This window comes from Micromonospora sp. ZG13, assembly GCF_059359355.1.
On the sequence record NZ_JCADBQ010000023.1, the window covers coordinates 66,816 to 86,371 of the forward strand.

Consider the following 19,556-nt stretch of genomic DNA (forward strand, 5'->3'; position numbering starts at 1 on the left):
CTCATCGTGAGACATGGCAAGTACCCGCTGATCGTCACCTTCCTGGTGCCGCCGGTGCTGCTCTACGTCATCTTCGTCGTGTCGCCGTACCTGCAGGCGTTCCAGATCTCCACCACCGACTGGCTCGGCTACTCGGCCGACGCCAACTCTGTCGGGCTGGCGAACTTCAAGACGCTGTGGAACGACGACTACGTCTGGAACGCGTTGAAGAACAACGCGATCCTGCTGGCGCTGGTTCCGGTGCTGACGATCGTGCTCGGCCTCTTCTTCGCCGCCATGCTCAACATGGGCGGGCGCAAGGGACGGGCGGGGGTCAGCGGCGTACGCGGATCGTCGTTCTACCGCACGGTCTACTTCTTCCCCCAGGTCCTCTCCGTCGTCATCATCGCGCTGCTGTGGAAGGAGGTCTACCACCCGAACAAGGGCCTGCTCACCAGCGCCCTGAACAGCGTCGGTCTGGGCGCGCCCACCTGGCTGGGGGATCCGAGGACCGCCTTCTGGTGCGTCCTCGCGGTGATGATCTGGAGCAACGTCGGCTTCTACGTGGTGCTCTTCGGCGCGGCCATGTCGGCCATCCCCAAGGAGATCTACGAGGCCGTCATGCTCGACGGCGCCTCCCGGCTGACCACGCTGTGGAAGGTGACCATCCCGCTGCTGTGGGACACCGTCCAGGTCGCCTGGGTCTACCTGGCCATCTTCGCCCTGGACGGGTTCATCCTGGTGCAGTTGATGACCAACGGCGGCCCCAACTTCTCCACCGACGTCATCGGCGTGCGGATGTACGACACGGCGTTCGGCAGCGAGACGAAGTTCGGCTACGCCTCGGCGATCGGCGTGGTGATGTTCTTCCTGACCCTCACGGTGGCGGTGCTGGCGCTGCGGGCCAGCAAGCGAGACAGGATCGAGTACTCGTGACGACTCTGGACAAGCCCGCCCCCGTGGCCCTGCCCCGCGAGCCCTCCGGCCCCGCCGACCGCCCGGTGCGCCGCGAACTCGGCGTCGCCAACGTGCTGTCGCACGGCTTCCTGCTGTTCTGGGGCGCGCTGACCGTACTGCCGCTGCTCTGGATGTTCATCAGCTCGTTCAAGAGCAACGCGGAGATCCTGGCCGACCCGTGGTCGCTGCCCGGCGCGCTGCGCTTCGACAACTGGTCGCGGGCGTGGAGCGGCGCGCACATCGGCCAGTACTTCCTCAACAGCCTGGTGGTGGTCGCGGGCTCGGTCACCCTGACCATGCTGATGGGGGCCACCGCCGCGTACGTCTTCGCCCGCTACGAGTTCCGCGGCAAGCAGGTCGTCTACTACCTGTTCGTCGGTGGGCTGATGTTCCCGGTCTTCCTCGCCCTGGTGCCGCTGTTCTTCGTGGTGCGCAACGCCGGCCTGTTCGGCACCTGGACGGGTCTCATCCTGGTGTACGCGGCCTACTCGCTGCCGTTCACGGTGTTCTTCCTGACCGCCTTCTTCCGTACCCTGCCCACCGCCGTCGCGGAGGCGGCCCTGGTCGACGGCTGCGGTCACTTCCGGCTGTTCTTCCAGGTGATGCTGCCGATGGCGCGTCCGGGACTGATCAGCGTCGCCATCTTCAACTTCCTCCAACACTGGAACCAGTTCCTGCTACCCCAGGTGCTCATGCAGGGCGACGAGTCCAAGTGGGTGCTGGCCCAGGGGCTCGCCGCGCTCTCGGTCAACCAGGGCTATGCCGGCGACTACGCGCAACTCTTCGCCGGTCTCACGATCGCGGTGGTCCCGGTCCTGCTGGTCTACATCCTCTTCCAGCGCCAGGTCCAGTCCGGCCTGACCGCCGGCCAGCTCAAGTAGCTCCGTCGGCTGCCGGCGACGGCCTCGTTCGTCGGCGCGGGCCGAGACCGATTCTGATCCCATCGCCCCGGGTCTGCCGGACGTCGCCGACCCGGAGCGGCGAGCGGAGCCGGTGGGGTGCCTCGGCCGCTGTCGAGCTGCCCCGTCCATGAGACCGCGACGTCGGACCCGCCGGCCCGCCACGCTCAGCCCGGCGTCCGGCGTCCTCGTCCGGCGTCGGGCGTCCGGCGTCGGGCGTCCGGCGTTCTGCGTCCGGCCGTCCGGAGTCCTCAGCCCGGAGTCCGCGTCGAGGGTGGTCCTGTGCGCGGGGCAGCTCGACAGCGGCCGATCGCCCTCCACCGCGCCGGGGCGCCGACGGCGGTGGCGGGCAGCACGTCCGGCCGCGCGGGTCAGGCCGTCGGCGGCACCAGCAGGGCGTGCAGGGCGACCGGGTCGGTCACCTCAGGCAGGTCGAGCGCGGCGAGCCACGCCGCCGCGGCGGCGCCGTCGCCGGCCGAGTGCAGCGGCGCGTCCGGCCACTGCCGACCGACCTGGGCCCGTACCGCCGCGGCGAGCGGGGTGTCGCCGGTCAGCAGGCCGCCGCCGAGGACGATCGGGGAGGCGTCGCCGGCCGGGCGGATCCGCGCGGCGCTCTCCGCCAGGTGCGCTGCGGCCTCGTCGATCAGTCCGCCGGCGACCGGCTCCCCGTCGACGGCGGCGGCGACCACGAGGGGCGCGAGCCGCGCCAGCTCCACGGGGGGCCGGCGGGTCACCGCCTGGACCAGGGCGTCGACCGTGTCCCGGGGGCGGGCCGCCACGTCGGCGGAGCCGAGCAGTTCGGTGAGCACCTGCGCCGCCAGCCGGCCCGGCGCGTGCCCCCGGTCGAGGTCGGCCAGCAGCCGGCGGACCGCCTCGCGGCCCAGCCAGAAGCCGGATCCCGCGTCGCCGAGCAGCCAGCCGTGACCGTCGGCGACCCGTTCCAGCCGTAGCTCGCGGACCCGGGCGGCGATCGCCCCGGTGCCGGCGATGAGCACCGTGCCGTCGGGGCTGGCGGTGCCCGAGGCGTACGCGACCAGCGCGTCGCCGTGCACCGCGTACGGGCAGCGCAGGCCGGCGTCGCGCCAGGCCCGGTCGAAGGCGTCGCGGCCCGCCGGGTCGGCGAGCAACCGGCCCGCCCCGGCCAGCCCGATCGTGCCGCCCCGCACCCGGGCGGGATCGACGTCGGCGAGCGCCTCGCGCAGGGCGGCCAGCAGCTCGCCGGCGGCCCGCTCGGCGCCGTGGCTGGTGGGGTTTCCGCCGCCCGCCCGGCCGCTGCCCAGCCGCCGCCCGTCCAGGGCCAGGGCGGTCGCCCGGGTGGACGTACCTCCGACGTCGAGACCGACCACGACGCTGCCGGACATCCGCACCCACCCCTCGATCGACGCCGCGTTCATGCTGGTCGGCCCGGCGGCGGCCGGCAAGGGGCGGACGGGTTCCCGGGCTGTGCGCCAGGTAACAGTTTGAAAACTTCGCCCACGGTCTTGACACGGAGGGGCTTTCAGTAAGAACTTTTACCACTAACAGTTAACACTCTTTTCCGAAAGGTGCCCCATGGTTGATCACGAGGTGGACACCTCCGCGGGGACCGCGGTGGTCGACGCCGGCGCGGTCGACCGGCGGGGGGCGCTCGGGGTCGGCTCCGACGGCGTGCTGGCCCGGGTCCGGGCCGGCGCGGGCGAGCTGACGGGGGCACTGCGCCGCGTCGCCGAGCACGTGCTCAGCGACCCGGAGGCCGCCGCCAGGGCGACCATCGTGGAGCTGGCCGAGCGCAGCGGCACCTCCCCGGCGACGATCACCCGCTTCTGCCGGGCGATGGGCTTCGACGGCTACGCCGACCTGCGACTCGGCATCGCCGCCGAGACCGGCCGGGCCCGCTCCGCCGGCTGGACCGTCGACATCGGACGCGAGATCCAGCCGAGCGACCCCCTCGCCCGGGTGCTCGACCAGATCATGGCCGCCGACACCCGCGCCATGCACGACACCGCCGCGCTGCTCGACCTCGCCGAGGTCGAACGGGCCGCCGTCGCCATCGCCGGGGCGTCCCGGGTGAACATCTTCGGGGCCAGCGGCAGCGCCCTGGTCGGCGAGGAGATGCAGTTCAGCCTGCACCGCATCGGGGTGGCGGCCTGGGCCTGGAACGACGTGCACGAGGGCCTCGCCAGCGCGGCCCTGCTGCGCCAGGGCGACGTGGCGCTCGGCATCTCGCACACCGGCCAGACCCGGGAGACCATCGAGATGCTCGCCGAGGCCGGCAGCCGGGGCGCGACCACCGTGGCGCTGACCGGGTTCCCCCGCTCGCCGCTGGCCGAGCTGGCCGACATCGTGCTGCTCACCGCCAGCCAGGCCACCACCTTCCGCCCCGACGCGCTCTCCGCCCGGCACCCGCAGCTGGTCGTGCTCGACCTGCTCTACATCGCCGTCGCCCAGCGCACCCACGACCGCGCCCACGCGGCCTTCCGGCGTACCGCCCAGGCCGTCGACGGGCACAAGGCCGCGAAGGGGGCCACCGCATGATCAGTGCACAGGGGTACGCCGACGCCGTCCGCCCGGTGCTCGACCGGCTCGTCGACGCCAGCGCCGACGGGATCGGCGCCGCCGCCGACCTGATCACCACCAGCCTGCGCGCCGGCGGGGTGCTCCAGGCGTTCGGCGCCGGCCACTCCGAGGCGTTCGCCGCGGAACTGGTCGCCCGGGCCGGCGGGCTGGTGCCCACCAACCGGCTCTCCCTGCACGACCTGGTGCTGCACGGCGACGCCCCGCGCGACGTGCTCGCCGACCCCAAGCTGGAGCGCGATCCCGCCGTCGCCCACCAGCTCTACGCGCTGGCGGCCCCGCAACCACGCGACGTGTTCGTGGTGGCGTCCCAGTCCGGCATCAACGGCTCGGTGGTCGAGCTGGCGACGCTGGTCACCGGACGCGGCCACCCGCTGATCGCGGTCACCTCGGTCGCGCACACCGCACGGGTCGCCCCACGGCACCCGTCCGGCCGGCGCCTCGCCGACCTCGCCGACGTCGTGCTGGACAACGGCGCGCCGTACGGCGACGCACTGCTGCCGCTCGAGGGCGGCGGCGCGGTCTGTGCGGTCTCCTCGGTCACCGCGGCGCTGCTGGCGCAGCTGCTGACCGCCGAGGTCGTACGACGGTTCCACCAGGCCGGGGAGGTACCCCCTATCTACCTCTCCGCCAACGTCCCCGGCGGGGACGAGCACAACCACGCCCTCGAGTCGCGGTACGCCGGGCGCCTCCGGCGCACCGCCTGACCCGAACACACAAGGAGAGACGACGATGTCGATTACCCCCGACAACCCGGCCGACCTGAGCCGCCGGACCGTGCTGCGTCGGGCCGCCGCGGTGGGCCTGCTCGCCACCCCGGCCGCCGGCCTGCTGAGCGCCTGCGCGACCAGCGGCGGCGACGAGAAGAACGAGCAGGTCGCGGGCGGCACCAAGAGCGCCACCAACCCGCTCGGCGTCGCCGAGGACGCCCCCATCGAGGTGGTCATCTTCAACGGTGGCTACGGCGAGAAGTACGCCACCGACGTGCACCAGCCGCTGTACAAGAAGGCGTTCCCGAAGGCCGAGGTCAAGCACCAGTCGACCCAGGCCGTGTCCACGGTGCTCCAGCCGCGGTTCGCCTCGGGCAACCCGCCGGAGTTCGTGAACAACTCCGGCGAGAAGCTGATGGACTTCGGCGCCCTGGTCGCCGACGGCCAGCTTCAGGACCTCACCGAGCTGTGGGACGCCCCCTCGGTCGACGACCCGAACAAGAAGGTCCGCGACACCGTGGTGCCGGGCACCGTCGACGTCGGATCCTTCAACGGCAAGCCGTACGTCCTGTACTACGTCTCCACCGTCTTCGGCATCTGGTACTCGGGCAAGCTGTTCAAGGACAACGGCTGGGCGCCGGCGAAGGACTGGTCGGAGTTCACCGCCCTGCTCGACAAGATCAAGGCCAAGGGCATTACCCCGTACGGCTACGCCGGGGCGAACGCCGCGTACTACCAGTGGAACGTGATCCTCACCCACGCGGCGAAGATCGGCGGCACGGACGTGCTGAAGAACATCGACAACCTGGAGGACGGCGCCTGGCAGCAGGACGCGGTCAAGCAGGCCGCCGAGGCGTGGGCCGAGATCGGCGCCAAGTACGTCGACAAGAGCTTCGAGGGGCTCAAGCACACCGACGTGCAGCTGCGGCAGAACCAGTACAAGCTGGCGTTCTACCCCAGCGGCGACTGGCTGGAGGGCGAGCAGAAGAAGGACACCCCGTCCGGCTTCGAGTACCAGCTCATGCCGGTGCCGAGCCTGTCCGCGTCGGACAAGCTGCCGGCGACGGCGCTGCGGGCGACCGCAGGCGAGGGCTACTTCGTCTCGGCCAAGAGCAAGAACCCCAAGGGCGGCCTGGAGTACATGCGCCAGATGCTCTCGGTGGCCGGCGCGAAGGGCTTCACCGAGGTGGTCAAGGCCCCGACCGTGGTCACCGCCGGCTCGGAGGGCTTCGCCTTCCCGCCCGGCGTGGCCAGCTCGCAGGCCGCGCTCAAGGCCGCCGGGCAGGACGTGTTCAACATCTACTTCGACGGCTGGTACAAGGAGCTCGACACGGAGGTCCGCACGGCCACCAACGAGCTGATGTTCGGCCGGATCAAGGCCGACGCCTTCGCGGAGCGCATCCAGAAGCGCGCCGACGCGATCAAGAAGGACAGCTCCATCACCAAGTTCAAGCGCTGATCGATCGGAGCGTAGGGGTCATGCGGCACGGCAAGTATCCGTTCGTGATCGGGTTCCTCTTCGTCCCGGTCACGCTGTACGTGGTCTTCGTCATCGCGCCGTACGCGCAGGCGTTCCAGATCTCGATGACCAACTGGCGAGGGCTCTCGGCCCCGCAGTGGGTGGGCTTCGACAACTTCCGGAGGTTGTTCGACGACGACAACTTCTGGAAGGCGGTCCAGCACCACGGCGTACTGCTGCTTGCCCTGCCGCTGATCACCATCGCCATCGCGCTGTTCTTCTCGTTCCTGCTCAACGTGGGCGGCAAGAGCAGCGGTGGGCAACGCCAGGGGGTCTGGGGGTCGAAGTTCTACCGGGTGGTGTTCTTCTTCCCCCAGGTCCTGGCGGTGGCCATCATCGCGGTGCTGTTCCAGATGGTCTACCGGCCCAACGAGTCCGGCCTGATCAACGGCGTGCTGATGAAGCTCGGCTTCGACCCGGTGCTCTTCCTGGTCCGGCCGAACCTGGCGCTCTGGTCGATCATCGGCGTGCTGGTCTGGCAGGCGGTGGGCTTCTACGTGGTGCTCTTCTCGGCGGGCATGGCCTCCATCCCCGGCGAGATCTACGAGGCCGCCGAGGTGGACGGGGCGAACCGGGTGACGCTCTTCTTCCGGGTCACCCTGCCGCTGCTCTGGGACACCCTCCAGGTCGCCTGGGTCTACCTGGGCATCGCCGCGTTCGACGCGTTCGCCATCGTCTCGGTGCTCTCGGTGGACGGCGGCGGCCCTGACGGCGCCACCACCGTCCTGGCGATGGAGATCTACCGCAACGCCTTCGTCTACTCGAAGTACGGCTACGCCTCGGCCATGGGCGTGGCGCTGTTCTTCCTCACCCTCACGTTCGCGGCGTTGACGCTGCGGCTGACCAAGCGGGAAAGCGTGGAGTACTGATGAACCCGCAGACGACGCTGCCGCCGACACCGGCGGCGCTACCGCCGAAGACCGTGAAGCCGGGCGCCGCGGGTGGGCGCGGAGGCAGGGGCCGACGGGAGGTACGGCTCCTCGCCAACCTCGGGCACGTGGCGCTCGCGGTCTGGGCGGTGATCGTGATCGTGCCGATCCTCTGGACCTTCCTCGCCTCGTTCAAGAACACCACGGAGATCTTCAGCAGCCCGTGGACCATGCCGGCGGAGCTGCGGTTCGAGAACTACGCCCGGGCGTGGACCAAGGCGAACGTGGGGCGCTACTTCCTCAACAGCGTGATCGTGGTGGCGTGCAGCACCTTCGGCACCATGCTGCTCGGCTCGATGGCCGCGTACGTGCTGGCGCGCTACAAGTTCTGGGGCAACCGGGCGATCTACTACCTGTTCGTCTCGGGGCTGGCGTTCCCGGTCTTCCTGGCCCTCGTACCGCTCTTCTTCGTGGTGAAGAACCTGGGGCTGCTGGACACCCACACCGGGGTGGTGCTGGTCTACATCGCCTACTCGCTGCCGTTCACGGTGTTCTTCCTGGCCGCGTTCTTCAAGACGCTGCCGTCGTCGGTCGCCGAGGCGGGGATGATCGACGGCTGCTCGCACACCCGGCTCTTCTTCCAGGTGATGATGCCGATGGCGAAGCCGGGCCTGATCAGCGTCGGGATCTTCAACATCATCGGCCAGTGGGGGCAGTACCAGCTGCCGCTCGTGCTGCTCTCCAACGCCAAGGACAAGTGGGTGCTCACCCAGGGCATCGCGGACATCTCGGTGAACGCCGGCTACGAGGCGGACTGGTCCGGCCTCTTCGCCGCCCTGACCATCGCCATCCTCCCGATGATCGTCGTGTACGCGATCTTCCAGCGCCAGATCCAGTCCGGTCTCACCTCCGGCGCGGTGAAGTAGATCCGGGCGGGTCAGGGGTGCCAGGAACGCCACAGGGCGGCGTACGGGCCGTCGGCCCGGACCAGCTCGTCGTGACTGCCGAGCTCGGTGATCCGGCCCCCCTCCAGCACCGCCACCCGGTCGGCGTCGTGGGCGGTGTTGAGGCGGTGCGCGATCGCGATGACGGTCCGCCCGGTGAGCAGGGCGGCCAGGGCCCGCTCGGTGCGCCGGGCGGTGGTCGGGTCGAGAGCGGCGGTCGCCTCGTCGAGGATCAGCGTGTGCGGGTCGGCGAGCACCAGCCGGGCCAGCGCGAGTTGCTGGGCCTCGGCCGCCCCGAGCTGGTGCGCCCCGTCGCCGAGGAGGGTGTCGAGGCCGTCGGGCAGGCGGGCGTACCAGTCGGCGCCGACCGTGGCCAGCGCCGCGCGCATCCGGTCGTCGGAGGCGTCCGGGGCGGCGAACGCGAGGTTGTCGCGTAGCGAGCCGATGAAGACGTGGTGCTCCTGGGTGACCAGGGCGATGCGCCGCCGGCGCTCGGCCGGGTCCAGGTCGGTCACGGGGCAGCCGCCGACGCTGACGACCCCCTCCCGGGGCGTGTCGATCCCGGCGAGCAGCCGCGCCAGGGTGGACTTCCCGGCCCCTGACGGCCCGACGAGCGCCAACCGCTCGCCGGGCCGCACCTCGAGGTCGATGCCGTGCAGCACGTCGGGTCCGCCGCCGTACGCGAACCGGGCTCCCCGGACGACCAGCCGCTCGTCCACCGGCGCGGCGGCCCCGCCGGGCCGCTCCGGCGGCACCTGGCCGACGCCGAGCACCCGGGCGAACGAGGCGAAGCCGCGCTGCGCCTGCTCCGTCCACTGGAGGATCCGGTCCAGCGGCTCGATCGCCTGCTGCAGATAGAGCGTGGCGGTGACCACCGCGCCGAGGGACACCTCGCCCCGGGTGAGCAGGAGCCCACCGACCAGCAGCAGCGCGGCCACGGGCAGCGGGTAGCTGGCCTCCACCACGGTGAAGAACACGGTGCGCAGCGCCAGGGTCGCCCGCCGGGCACGCCAGACCCGGGCGATGCGCGCGGTGCCGTGCCCGATCCGTTCGTCGGCGAGGCGCAACGCCTCGACCGTACGGGCGCCCTCCGCGGTGGTCGTCAGCGTCTCGGTCAGCTCGGCGGCGGCGGCCCCCTCGGCCAGGTACGCCGGGCTGGCGCGCCGCAGGTACCACCGGGTCACCAGCGCGATCGTCGGCAGCCCGGCGAGCGCGGCCAGCCCGAGCAGCGGGTGCAGCAGGAACACCGCGCCGAACAGCAGCGTCAGCTGCACCGAGGCGATGACGATGGTGGGCACCACGTCCCGGACGGTGGTGCCGACCGTCGCCACGTCGACCGAGCTGCGGGTCGCCAGGTCCCCGGAGCCGGCGCGCTCGACGACGCCGACGGGCAGGTTCAGTGTGCGCTCGACGAACTCCTCGCGCAGCCGGGCCACGGCGCGCTCGCCGAAGCGGTGGCCGGCGTACCGCGCGTACCGCGACAGCAGCGTCTGGACCAGCACGGCCCCGCCGATCGCCAGGGCGAGCCGGTCGACGGTGGCGACGCCGGCTCCGGCGGACACCCGGTCGACGATGGTGCCGAGCAGCCACGGCGGGGCGAGCCCGGCGACCGTGGCGGTGGCGTGCAGCGCCAGCACGACCGCGACGGCGCGCCGGTCCCGGGCGATCAGCCGGCGCGTCGCCCGGCGCACGGTGGCCCGGTCGGCGACCTGCAGCCCGCTCACCGCAGCGCCTGCTCGGCGTCGGCGTCGCCACGGGCCACGAGCCGCCGGTAGTCCGGGTCCCGGTCGAGCAGGTCGGCGTGGGTGCCGGTGGCGGCGACCCGCCCCGCGACCAGGTGCGCGACCTCGTCGGCCCGCCCCAGCAGCAGCGGTGAGGTGGTGAGCACGAGGGTCGTCCGTCCGGCCCGCGCGCGGCGCAGCCGCTCGGCGATCCGCGCTTCGGTGTGCGCGTCCACCGCCGAGGTCGGCTCGACGAGGATCAGCACCTCCGGTTCGGCGAGCAACGCCCGGGCCAGCCGGATCCGTTGCCGCTGCCCGCCGGAGAGGGAGCGGGCGCGGGTGTCCAGCGGGGTGTCGAGCCCGCGCGGCAGGGCGTCGACGACGTCCTCGGCCGACGCGGCGTGCAGGGCGGAGGCGATCCGCTCGCGGTCACCGTCGGGCCGGGTCCCGCGCAGCACCTCCCACAGTGTCCCGGCGAACAGGTACGCGTCGTGGTCGGCGACCAGGATGCGGGCCCGCACCTGCTCCAGCCCGACGCCGGTCAGCGGCACGCCGCCCCAGGTGGCGTCGCTGACGGTGTACCGGCCGAGCCGGTCCGCCAGCGCGAGGGCGTCGGCCGGGTCGGCGGCGGCGAGAGCGGTGAGGCGGCCGGCCCGGACGGTCAGCCCGCTCGACCGGTCGTGCAGGTCGGCGGGGCCGCCGGGGGCCGCGAGCGGGCCAGCGGGGGCCGGGACCGGGATGGCGGGGTTGCCGGGGGCCGGGACCGGGATGGCGGGGTTGCCGGGGGCCGTGAGCGGGGTGGCGGGGCCGCCGGGGGCCGGTACCGGGGTGGGGCTGGCCGGCTGCCGGCTGCCGGGAACCGTCGCCACGCCGGCGCGGGTGGGTGTGTCGCGCGGCCCGCCGACGTCGTCCGGCGTGACGGCGAGCAGGGCGACGATCCGGCGGGCCGCGACCCGGCCCCGGATCAGCTGGTGGCCGCCCTCCAGCAGGAACCAGACCGGCACGACGAGTGTCGCGACGTAGCCGTAGACGGCGACCAGCTCCCCGACGCTGATGTCGCCGGTGACCGTCATCCGGGCTGACAGCCACACCACCGCAGCGAGGAACAGCCCGGGGACGGCCACCGTCGCCGCGTCGATCCAGCTGTTCACGGCGCCGACCCGGTATCCCTCGACGAGCAGGTCGCGGGAGCGGGCCGCGTACCGGCGGGCGAACAGGCCCCGGCCGCCCACCCCGGCGAGCACCCGCAGCCCGGCCACGATGTCGCCCGACCGGGCGGTCAGCTCACCCTGCTGCTGCCGGTAGACCGACTCCGCCCGTTCCAACCGGCGCAGCAGGGGAGCGACGACCAGGACGACCGACGGCACGCCCACCAGCACGCAGAGCGCGAGCAGGGGCGAGATCGACCAGAGCACGACGGCGACGACGAGGTACGCGACCACCGCGCCGACGCCGGGCCCGGTCACCGTCATCACCTGTGCCGCCCGGTCGATGTCGGTGCCGCCGACCGTGGCCACCTCGCCCGCCGCGGCCCGGCGCGGCAGTACGGCGCCGACCCGGGACAGCTGGCGGAGCACCACGGCGGCGGAGCGCGCCTTCGCGTCCTCCCGGATGAAGGTCATCGTGCGGTGCCGCATGATGCCCAGCCAGGACAGCGCCACGCCGGCGACGACGATCGCCGCCACCCACAGGGCCAGAGCCCGGGTGTCGCCGGTGCGCAGTCCGTCGTCCACGGCGCGGGAGATCAGGTAGGGCCGGACCGACAGGGCGGTCATCCAGGCCGTGCCGAACAGGCTGCCGCGCAGCACCCGCCACGGCTGGCAGCGGACCAGCCACCACAGGTACCGCAACGGGCCCCGGACGTCCGGAGTGCCGGGCTCGGGATGGGGGATCCGTGGTGGCACCGGCCTACGCTAACGAGCCGGGCACCGCCGCACCGCCCCGTTTCCGCCGAACCGCCCGCCGACGTCTCGTCCGGCGGTCGCGGCCGACCCGCTCGGCCCGGGGGACGGCGGCGGGTGAAGTGTCGCAGGGGCGAGGCAGAATCGCATCCGTGCTGGTGGCGGTGGTCTCGGACGAGCGGGGCGGGGGAGCGCTGCAACCCCTCGACGCCGCCGGGCTGCCCGCCGGCCCGGTGCGGCCGGTCACCGACCTGGCCGCCGCCGTCGCGGCGTGCGAGGCGGCGGAACGGCCGCGTTGGGTGTGGGCCTGCGGCGCGACGCTCTACCCGGCCCTGCTGCGCGCCGGGGTGCGGGTCGAGCGCTGCCACGACGTCGAGCTGACCGAGGCCCTGCTGCTCGGGCACGCCGGCCGCTGGGGCGAGCCCCGCTCGTTCGCGGCGGCCTGGGCCCGGCTGACCGGCGCGCCGGTGCCGGCCGATCCGCCGCCGCGCCCGGCCGCGCCGCCCGGGCACGGCCAGGGCGCGCTCTTCGACGCCCTGCCCGGCCCGCCGGGCCCCGGCGTCGAGGCCCTGACCAAGGTGTACGCCGACCAGCTCGCCCGGATCGCCGTGACCGAGCACCCCGGCCGGTTCCGCCTGCTGGTCGCCGCGGAGTCGGCCGGCGCGCTCGTCGCGGCGGAGATGGGGGCGGCCGGGCTGCCCTGGCGGGTCGACGTGCACGACGAGATCCTCGCCGAACTGCTCGGCGAGCCGTCGCCGGTGGGCGGCCCGCCGCGCCGGCTGGCCGAGCTGGCCGCGCGGATCGCCGACGCGTTCGGCGTACGCCAACTGCACGCCGACTCCCCGGCGGAGCTGTTGCGGGCGTTCGCCCGGGCCGGCGTGGAGCTGCCCAACACCCGGGCCTGGGTGCTGCGCGGGGTGGACCACCCGGCGGTGCCGCTGGTCCTGGAATACAAGGAGCTCTACCGGATCTGGACGGCGCACGGCTGGGCCTGGCGCGACGCCTGGGTGCGCGACGGCCGGTTCCAGCCGGAGTACGTCCCGGGCGGAGTGGTCTCCGGCCGCTGGGCGACCCGGGGCGGCGGCGCGTTGCAGATCCCCAAGGTGATCCGGCGGGCGGTGGTCGCCGATCCGGGCTGGCGGTTCGTGGTCGCCGACGCCGGCCAGCTGGAGCCGAGGGTGCTCGCCGCGGTCTCGGGTGACGCCCGGCTCGCCGCCGCCGGTGGCGCCGGTGACCTCTACGCCGCCCTCGCCCAGGACGCCTTCGACGGCGACCGTCCACGGGCCAAGGTGGCGCTGCTGGGCGCCATGTACGGGCAGACCGGCGGTGCCGCGGTGCCGGCGCTGGCGGTGCTGCGGCGCAGCTACCCGACGGCCTTCGGCTACGTGGAGGCGGCCGCCCGCACCGGGGAGGCCGGCGGCCTGGTGCGTTCCTGGCTCGGGCGCACCTGCCCGCCCGGCACGGCCGGGTTCGGCGATCCCGACGCCGACCTGCCCGTCGGCGGCGACGACCCGCAGTCGCCGCGGTCCCGGGCGGCCCGGTCCCGGGGGCGGTTCACCCGCAACTTCGTCATCCAGGCCACCGCCGCCGAGTGGGCCTCGACCCTGCTGGCGACGTTGCGCGGTCAGCTCGCCGGTGCCGGTGCCGAGCTGGTCTTCTTCCAGCACGACGAGGTGGTCGTGCACTGCCCGGCGGAGCGGGCCGACGCGGTCGCCGACGCCGTCGCCCGGTGCGGGGAGCAGGCCACGGCGCTGCTCTTCGGCGACACCCCGGTCCGCTTCCCGCTGGACCTGTCTGTCGTCGACTGCTACGCCGACGCGGCCTGACGGGGCGCGTCGCCCACCCGCCACCGTCTGCGTGGGCAGGCACCTGCCGGGTCAGGAGACGCCGGAGTCGGGGTTGGCGGCGTCCCACGCGTGCCGCGACTGCGCGATGGCGTCCTTGTGCGCCAGCGACCAGTCCGCCAACTGCCTGACCAGGTGCGTGAGGCTCCGCCCGCGCTCGGTCAGCTCGTAGGTGACGGTCACCGGGACGGTCGGGTACGCGGTGCGCAGCACCAGCCCGTCGCGTTCCAGCCGGCGCAGGGTCAGGGTCAGCATCCGCTGCGAGATGCCGTGGATGGCCCGTTGCAGCTCCCGGAACCGCCGGACGCCCGAGGAGAGCTCGACGATCGCGAGCACCGACCACTTGTCGCCGATGCGGTCGAGCACGTCGCGGATCCCGCAGTCGGGGTGCTCGGGCAGGCCGCAGGGCGCCAGCGCGTCGGTTACCGCCGTGTGCCCTGCCGACATCGAAGTGCCTCCTTGTGACCGCGTCCGTGGTTCCCGACGATGAGGCTAGTTCCGATTCGGTACCACCGAAAGGCTCGCCACATGCTGCTGGTCACCGGTGCCTCCGGGCACCTGGGTTCCCTCATCCACGCCGGGCTGGTCGAGCGGGGGCTCGCCCCGCTCGCCGGCACCCGTACGCCCGGCCGCTTCGGCGACGCCGGGCGTCGCGTGGACTTCGACGACCCGGCGGGGCCGGACCTGGCGGGCGTACGCGTGCTGGTGCTGGTCTCCGCCGGCTACGGCGAGGACGACGTCGTCCTCGCCCGCCACGAGCGGGCGATCGCGGCTGCCGAGCGGCACGGGGTGCGGCACGTGGTCTACACGAGCCTGATCGGCGCCGGCGACCACCTGGCCTTCGCGCTCGCGCACCGGTGGACCGAGCGTCGGCTCAGGGGGAGTCGCCTGGGCTGGACGATCCTGCGCAACGGGCTCTACGCCGAGCTGTTCGGGCAGTTGGCCGCCCCGGTCGGCGGCGCGGTCACGGCCCCGTTCGGCGCGGGAGCGCTGGCGGCGGTGGCCCGGCAGGACCTGGCCGACGCCGCCGTGCGGGTGGCCGCCGACCCCGCCGCGCACCACGGCCGCACGTACGAGCTGACCGGGCCGGTCGCGCTCACCGCCGCGGGTCTCGCCGCCGAACTGGGGGTGCCCTACCGCCCGGAGCCGCTGGGCGTCCGGCGCGCCGCGCTGTCGGGCGCGGGCCTGCTGCCCTTCCAGCCGGCCATGCTCATGTCGATCTACTCCGCCACGGCGGGCGGCTTCCTCGGACGGACCCACGGCGACCTGGCGTGCCTGCTGGCGCGCCCGCCCCGCGACCCGATGCCGCTGGCGGTCGCCGCCGCCGGTCAGGTTCAGCCCCGGTAACAGTTGCACTATTTTCCCTTTTCGCCCCGCTACCCGGTCCGCCTTGTCCTCGTTGCTCCCGATGTCCGTACGACGGAGCGGGCCGTGCCCTCGTGCCACGGCCCGCTCCACGGTGGAGGGGGCCCAGCTGAACCGGATCGCAGGAATGATCATCGCCGCGGGTGGGGGGCGCCGCATCGGCGGCCCGGAGGCCCTGCTGCACCAGGGGGAGAAGCCCCTGGTGAACCAGATGATCGACACGATGACCGAGGCGGGCTGCGAGCGGATCGTGGTCGTGCTCGGCGCCGCCGCCGACCAGGTCCGCGAGACGGCGGACCTGAGCCGGACCACGGTGGTGATCAACAGGGCGTGGGGGACCGGCGTCGGCTCGTCCATCCGGGCCGGCCTGGCCGCGCTCGACGACGACGGCATCGAGGCGGTCGTGGTGGTGCCGGTCGACATGCCCGGCCTGACCGCCGCCGCCGTACGCCGGGTGGTCGCGCTGCCGTACCCCGACGTGCTGGTCTGCGCGACCTACGACGGGCTGCGCGGCTACCCGATGCTGTTCGGACGCCGGCACTGGTCCGGCATCGCCACCCTGGCCAGCGCGGACGTCGGCGCCCGGCCCTACCTGCTGGCGCACAAGGATCAGATCGTCGACATCTCCTGCGACTCGGTGGCCGACGGCAGCCGGGTCGACACCCCGGAGCTGATGGCGCTCTACGGGCTGACCGTCCCGCCCCAGCGCGTCGGCGTCTGACCCGCCCCCACAGCGGCTGGCCCCCCTCCGCTAGCGTCGGCCGGGCGGCGGGGGAGGCTCGATGGTCGCCACGATGGTCCGGCACGCAACCGGGACGGGCGTCGCCTGGCTGATGTGCGTCGCCGAAGGGCTCCTCGGGTATCTGGCGCTGTTCACGTTCGCCCTGTTCACTCCCGGCTCCGACCAGGGCGGGCCGCTGGCCGGCCCGGTCATGGTGCTGGGCGCCGCCCTCCTGGGTGCCGTCCTGGTGCCGCTGGCGGTTGCGCCGGCGGTCGCGATCGCCGAGGCCACCCTCGCCCGCCGTGGTGCGTCCGCCCGCACGCTGGCCGCCTGCGGCACGGCCGCACTGCTCCTCGGGCTGTACGCCGCCGGCATCGCGGCGGCCACCGGGGCGACCGTCGCCAGCGCGGCGCTGGGCTGGTTGCTCACGACGGTGTTCGTGCTCTGCCCCGTCGTGGCCTACGCGAGCGTCGTGCGCGGGGCGCGGGCGGTGACCGGACGGCTGGCCCGGTACAGCGGCAGCGATCCGCCCGCCCCGGTCACGTCTCCGCAGCAGAGCCCTGGCGATCGCGAGGACCCGGTGACCGGGTCCCGCCCGGCGACCGACCTCGTCCCCGCTGACGTGCTGGCCGAGCAGCTCACCCACAACATCCTCAACGGGGTGACCGGCGGCATCTGGCGTACCCGCCGCGACGGGCGGCCGGCGATTCTGAAGCTGGTCACCCCGCCCGGGCGCCCCGGGCCGGCGCACTGGGCCGGCAGCGACGAGCCGGGGCACTGGAACTACTGGCGCCGCGAGGTCGAGGCGTACCGCAGCGGGCTGGCCGCCGCCGCGTACGCCGACGCCGGGCTGGCCGCGCCGGCGGCGCTGGCGGTCGAGGACCGGCCGGACGGCTCGGTCGCGCTGTGGCTGCCCGAGGTGGCCGGTCGGCCGGGCATCGCCTGCACGCCCGCCGACCTCGGCGAGGTGGCCGTCCGGCTCGGCGCCGGGCACGCCCGGTGGCTCGGCGACCCCGAGGCGCGGGAACTGGCGCCCGACGGTCGCCCGCCGGGCTGGTTGGCGCGCGACTGGTTGCGTGACTACACGCTGAGCCGCCCGGTGGCCGCGCCGGTGCCGTGGGAGCACCCGGTCGCCGTCGCCGCCTGGCCGCGCCCCCTGCGCGACGCGCTGCGGGTGCTGTGGGAGCGGCGGCACGACGTGCTGGCAGCCACCGACCGGCTGCCGCGTACGCTCTGCCACCACGACTGCTGGCCGATGAACCTGGTGTTCGCCGCCGACGGCCCGGTGCTGCTGGACTGGTCCGGCGTCGGCCCGGGGCCCCTCGGCGAGGACGCGGCCAACCTGGTGCTGGACACGTTCCTCGACGGGCTGGTCGACGTCGCGCTGCTCGACGAGGTGGCCGCCACCGTGCTCGACCGGTACGCCGAGGGGCTGCGCGGCGCCGTCGCGTCGGGGGAGGTGGCCCGTGCCGTCCGGCTCACCGGGGCGGCGAAGTACTTCTGGCTGGCGCCGATGATGCTCGGTCGGCTGGGCCGGTCCGCCATCAGCGGCACCTACGACGCCCGCGACGAGGCGGAGATGATGGCGGGCCGCCGACCCGTGCTGGAGTTGCTGGCCCGCTGGGCCGCCGAGCCGTGGGACTGATGGACGGGGGAGAGCCGTCAGACGTCGATGTTGAAGCGTTGCAGCACCGACGGGGCGACCAGCCCGGCCGCCGCTAGCACCGAGATCGCGGTCAGTACGGTCCGGACGACCACCACCTCGGTCTTGCCGCCGGCGCGCAGGGCGATCTTGTTCGGCAGCCCGATCGGCGTCCACATCCGACGCTTGATCGGGATGGGCCAGAGGATGGGCACCCCGGCCCGGGTGATCATGTCGCCGAGGATGTGCACGAAGCAGCCCACCCCCACGGCGGTGCCGATCAGCGGGTAGCCCCGGCCGCCGGGCAGGTTGGCGAAGGTGTACCAGGCGGCGGCGGCCGAGGCGAGGGTGACGATGACCCAGCCGGCGCGCTCGGCCCACTTGTCGAACAGACCGCGCAGCGCCAGCCCGAACATGAAGAAGAGGATGCCGATGACGGCCCACTTGCCGTACGCGGCGCAGAGCGTGGTGGTGCCCCAGCCGACCAGCAGGGTGAACGGGATGGTGTGGGTCAGGGTGCGGTGGCCGTTGTTGCGGCGCGGGTCCTTGCTGAGCTTCGTGGCGTAGTAGACCCCGAGCGAGACCTTCTCCATCACCTCGGCGATGAAGAGCGAGAACACGCCGAAGGTGCGGGCGACGGTCGCCCCGCCCTGGTTGCGGGTCACCTTGCCGGACAGGTCCAGGTCGGGGAAGAGCGCCCCGCCCGCGCAGACGGCGGTGCCGACGGCGAGTTCCAGCGGCGACTGGTGGTAGTCGGCGAACTGTTGCAGCGCCCAGGATCCGGTCAGCCACACCGCCGCGCCGGACAGCGCGTGGGACGGTCCCATCATGTCGGCTCACCCTCCCCAGGGATCTTGAGCGCCAAAACTACGCCACTGTAGTTCGCCGGTGCGGCGCAGGGGCATCACCCGGACGGTCCACCTGGGACAGTGCCGGGAGGGGATGGGTGACGCTGGGCGTACCGGCAGGAAGTATGCCGTGCCGGGCGGCGGTCGCGGGCCGGTCTGTCGGCCACCCGACGGGAGGGGGCTCCTCAGCGGGCGGCACCGACGGCGAGCAGATTCCCCTCGGGGATGGTGATCGTCCGGCGGGTCTCGCCGAGCCGGGCGGCGGCGCGCCGGGCCTGCGTCGGGCCGTGCTCCCGGCCGGCCGTCGCGTACGTGCCGGCGGTCCGGGCGGCGATGGTCGCCCAGCCGTACCGCCGGCCGACCATGGTGCGCGCCTGCCGGGCCACCCGCCGCGCGAAGACCTCGTCGCCGAGGAGCTGGTCGACCGCCTCGCCGAGGGCGTCCGGGTCGCTGTGCGGGAACGTCACCCCGGTCACGCCCGGCTCGACGATCTCGGCGAGGCCGCCGGTGCGGGCCACGGCCAGCGGCGCGCCGGCCGCCGCGGCCTCCAGGGCGACCATCCCGAACGGCTCGTAGAGGCTGGGCACCACGGTCGCGTCGGTCGCGCCGAGCAGCGCGGGCAGCCGGGTCGAGTCCAGGAAACCCGCGAAGCGTACGGTCTGGGAGAGCGCGAGGCGTCGGGTCTCCTCCTCCAGCTCGGAGCGGTAGGGGCCGTCGCCCGCGATGACCACCCGCAGCCCGGGGTGCCGCTCGCGCAGGTACGGCACGGCGTGCACCAGGTGCTGCACGCCCTTCTCGTAGACCAGCCGGCCGGCGTACCCGACGAGCGGGCCGTCCCCGGCGAAGCGGGCCCGGGCGGCGGTGACCGCCCCCGGCCGGGCCCGCCAGGCCCGGTCGTCGACCCCGTTGGGCACCACGTCGATCTGCCCGGACGGCACGTCGAAGAGCGTGGTGACCTGGTCGCGCATGTAGCCGGAGCAGGCGATCACCCGGACGGAGGCGTTGCTCAGCCAGTGCTCGACGCCGTGGATGGTGCGGTTCATCTCCTCCGGCAGCCAGCCCTGGTGCCGGCCGGCCTCGGTGG

At 73.7% G+C, this 19,556-nt stretch carries 17 protein-coding genes; 11 read left to right on the forward strand and 6 right to left on the reverse strand.

The annotated features are described in order from the left end of the window. Positions 1-6 precede the first annotated feature (6 nt). Positions 7-915, forward strand: a complete 909-nt coding sequence (locus AC5L34_RS28385) for a carbohydrate ABC transporter permease (protein WP_101411517.1) — start codon at positions 7-9, stop codon at positions 913-915. Then, complete coding sequence (locus AC5L34_RS28390; protein WP_396869862.1) at positions 912-1,817, forward strand: carbohydrate ABC transporter permease; 906 nt, start codon at positions 912-914, stop codon at positions 1,815-1,817. The genes AC5L34_RS28385 and AC5L34_RS28390 overlap by 4 nt, the downstream gene beginning before the upstream one ends. A 389-nt stretch (positions 1,818-2,206) precedes the next feature. Here the strand turns inward: AC5L34_RS28390 and AC5L34_RS28395 are convergent, their stop codons facing one another. Beyond that, positions 2,207-3,196, reverse strand: a complete 990-nt coding sequence (locus tag AC5L34_RS28395; protein WP_441178044.1) for an N-acetylglucosamine kinase — start codon at positions 3,194-3,196, stop codon at positions 2,207-2,209. A 190-nt stretch (positions 3,197-3,386) separates the two neighbouring features. Between AC5L34_RS28395 and AC5L34_RS28400 the strand changes: the two genes are divergently transcribed. The 5 genes from AC5L34_RS28400 to AC5L34_RS28420 are packed head-to-tail and all read left to right on the forward strand — an operon-like array spanning position 3,387 to position 8,412. Next, positions 3,387-4,349 (forward strand): MurR/RpiR family transcriptional regulator, encoded by a 963-nt coding sequence (locus tag AC5L34_RS28400; protein ID WP_441178045.1) that lies wholly within the window; start codon positions 3,387-3,389, stop codon positions 4,347-4,349. Further along, entirely contained in the window at positions 4,346-5,095 is a 750-nt protein-coding gene (locus AC5L34_RS28405; protein ID WP_494827747.1) for a sugar isomerase domain-containing protein, read from the forward strand. The genes AC5L34_RS28400 and AC5L34_RS28405 overlap by 4 nt, the downstream gene beginning before the upstream one ends. A 25-nt stretch (positions 5,096-5,120) precedes the next feature. Further along, positions 5,121-6,557 carry an N-acetylglucosamine/diacetylchitobiose ABC transporter substrate-binding protein gene (ngcE, locus tag AC5L34_RS28410; protein WP_366642712.1) on the forward strand — a complete coding sequence of 479 codons (1,437 nt, stop codon included), beginning with the start codon at positions 5,121-5,123 and terminating at the stop codon, positions 6,555-6,557. 20 nt (positions 6,558-6,577) lie between these two features. Continuing rightward, the gene (locus AC5L34_RS28415) at positions 6,578-7,486 is read left to right on the forward strand and encodes a carbohydrate ABC transporter permease (protein ID WP_088999454.1); all 909 of its coding nucleotides are present in this window, start codon (positions 6,578-6,580) and stop codon (positions 7,484-7,486) included. Beyond that, positions 7,486-8,412, forward strand: a complete 927-nt coding sequence (locus tag AC5L34_RS28420; RefSeq protein WP_425692089.1) for a carbohydrate ABC transporter permease — start codon at positions 7,486-7,488, stop codon at positions 8,410-8,412. The genes AC5L34_RS28415 and AC5L34_RS28420 overlap by 1 nt, the downstream gene beginning before the upstream one ends. Before the next feature lie 11 nt (positions 8,413-8,423). Here the strand turns inward: AC5L34_RS28420 and AC5L34_RS28425 are convergent, their stop codons facing one another. Both AC5L34_RS28425 and AC5L34_RS28430 read right to left on the reverse strand, forming a co-directional pair. Continuing rightward, positions 8,424-10,154, reverse strand: a complete 1,731-nt coding sequence (locus AC5L34_RS28425) for an ABC transporter ATP-binding protein (protein WP_494827750.1) — start codon at positions 10,152-10,154, stop codon at positions 8,424-8,426. Next, positions 10,151-12,055, reverse strand: coding sequence for an ABC transporter transmembrane domain-containing protein (locus AC5L34_RS28430; protein ID WP_494827751.1), 1,905 nt, complete (start codon positions 12,053-12,055; stop codon positions 10,151-10,153). Before AC5L34_RS28430 ends, AC5L34_RS28425 begins: the two co-directional genes overlap by 4 nt. Before the next feature lie 119 nt (positions 12,056-12,174). On the opposite strand from AC5L34_RS28430, the gene AC5L34_RS28435 reads away from it, so the two are divergent. After that, complete coding sequence (locus AC5L34_RS28435; RefSeq protein ID WP_494827752.1) at positions 12,175-13,878, forward strand: bifunctional 3'-5' exonuclease/DNA polymerase; 1,704 nt, start codon at positions 12,175-12,177, stop codon at positions 13,876-13,878. A gap of 51 nt (positions 13,879-13,929) precedes the next feature. Here the strand turns inward: AC5L34_RS28435 and AC5L34_RS28440 are convergent, their stop codons facing one another. After that, the gene (locus tag AC5L34_RS28440; protein WP_357719929.1) at positions 13,930-14,343 is read right to left on the reverse strand and encodes a winged helix-turn-helix transcriptional regulator; all 414 of its coding nucleotides are present in this window, start codon (positions 14,341-14,343) and stop codon (positions 13,930-13,932) included. A gap of 81 nt (positions 14,344-14,424) precedes the next feature. Between AC5L34_RS28440 and AC5L34_RS28445 the strand changes: the two genes are divergently transcribed. The 3 genes from AC5L34_RS28445 to AC5L34_RS28455 all read left to right on the forward strand — a co-directional run bounded on the left by AC5L34_RS28445 (position 14,425) and on the right by AC5L34_RS28455 (position 17,627). Next, on the forward strand, positions 14,425-15,243 hold the full coding sequence (locus tag AC5L34_RS28445) for an NAD(P)H-binding protein (RefSeq protein WP_494827753.1): 819 nt from the start codon (positions 14,425-14,427) through the stop codon (positions 15,241-15,243). Between the two features lie 145 nt (positions 15,244-15,388). Beyond that, positions 15,389-15,982, forward strand: a complete 594-nt coding sequence (locus AC5L34_RS28450; protein ID WP_088999460.1) for a nucleotidyltransferase family protein — start codon at positions 15,389-15,391, stop codon at positions 15,980-15,982. Between the two features lie 61 nt (positions 15,983-16,043). Then, a complete protein-coding gene (locus AC5L34_RS28455; protein ID WP_441178051.1) occupies positions 16,044-17,627 on the forward strand; it encodes an aminoglycoside phosphotransferase family protein in 1,584 nt (527 codons plus the stop codon). 17 nt (positions 17,628-17,644) lie between these two features. On the opposite strand, the gene AC5L34_RS28460 is transcribed toward AC5L34_RS28455, so the two are convergent. Next, positions 17,645-18,454 carry a metal-dependent hydrolase gene (locus tag AC5L34_RS28460; RefSeq protein WP_101411499.1) on the reverse strand — a complete coding sequence of 270 codons (810 nt, stop codon included), beginning with the start codon at positions 18,452-18,454 and terminating at the stop codon, positions 17,645-17,647. 203 nt (positions 18,455-18,657) lie between these two features. Then, positions 18,658-19,556 (reverse strand): glycosyltransferase family 4 protein (locus AC5L34_RS28465; protein WP_441178052.1); only part of this gene is annotated, 899 nt, incomplete at its 5' end.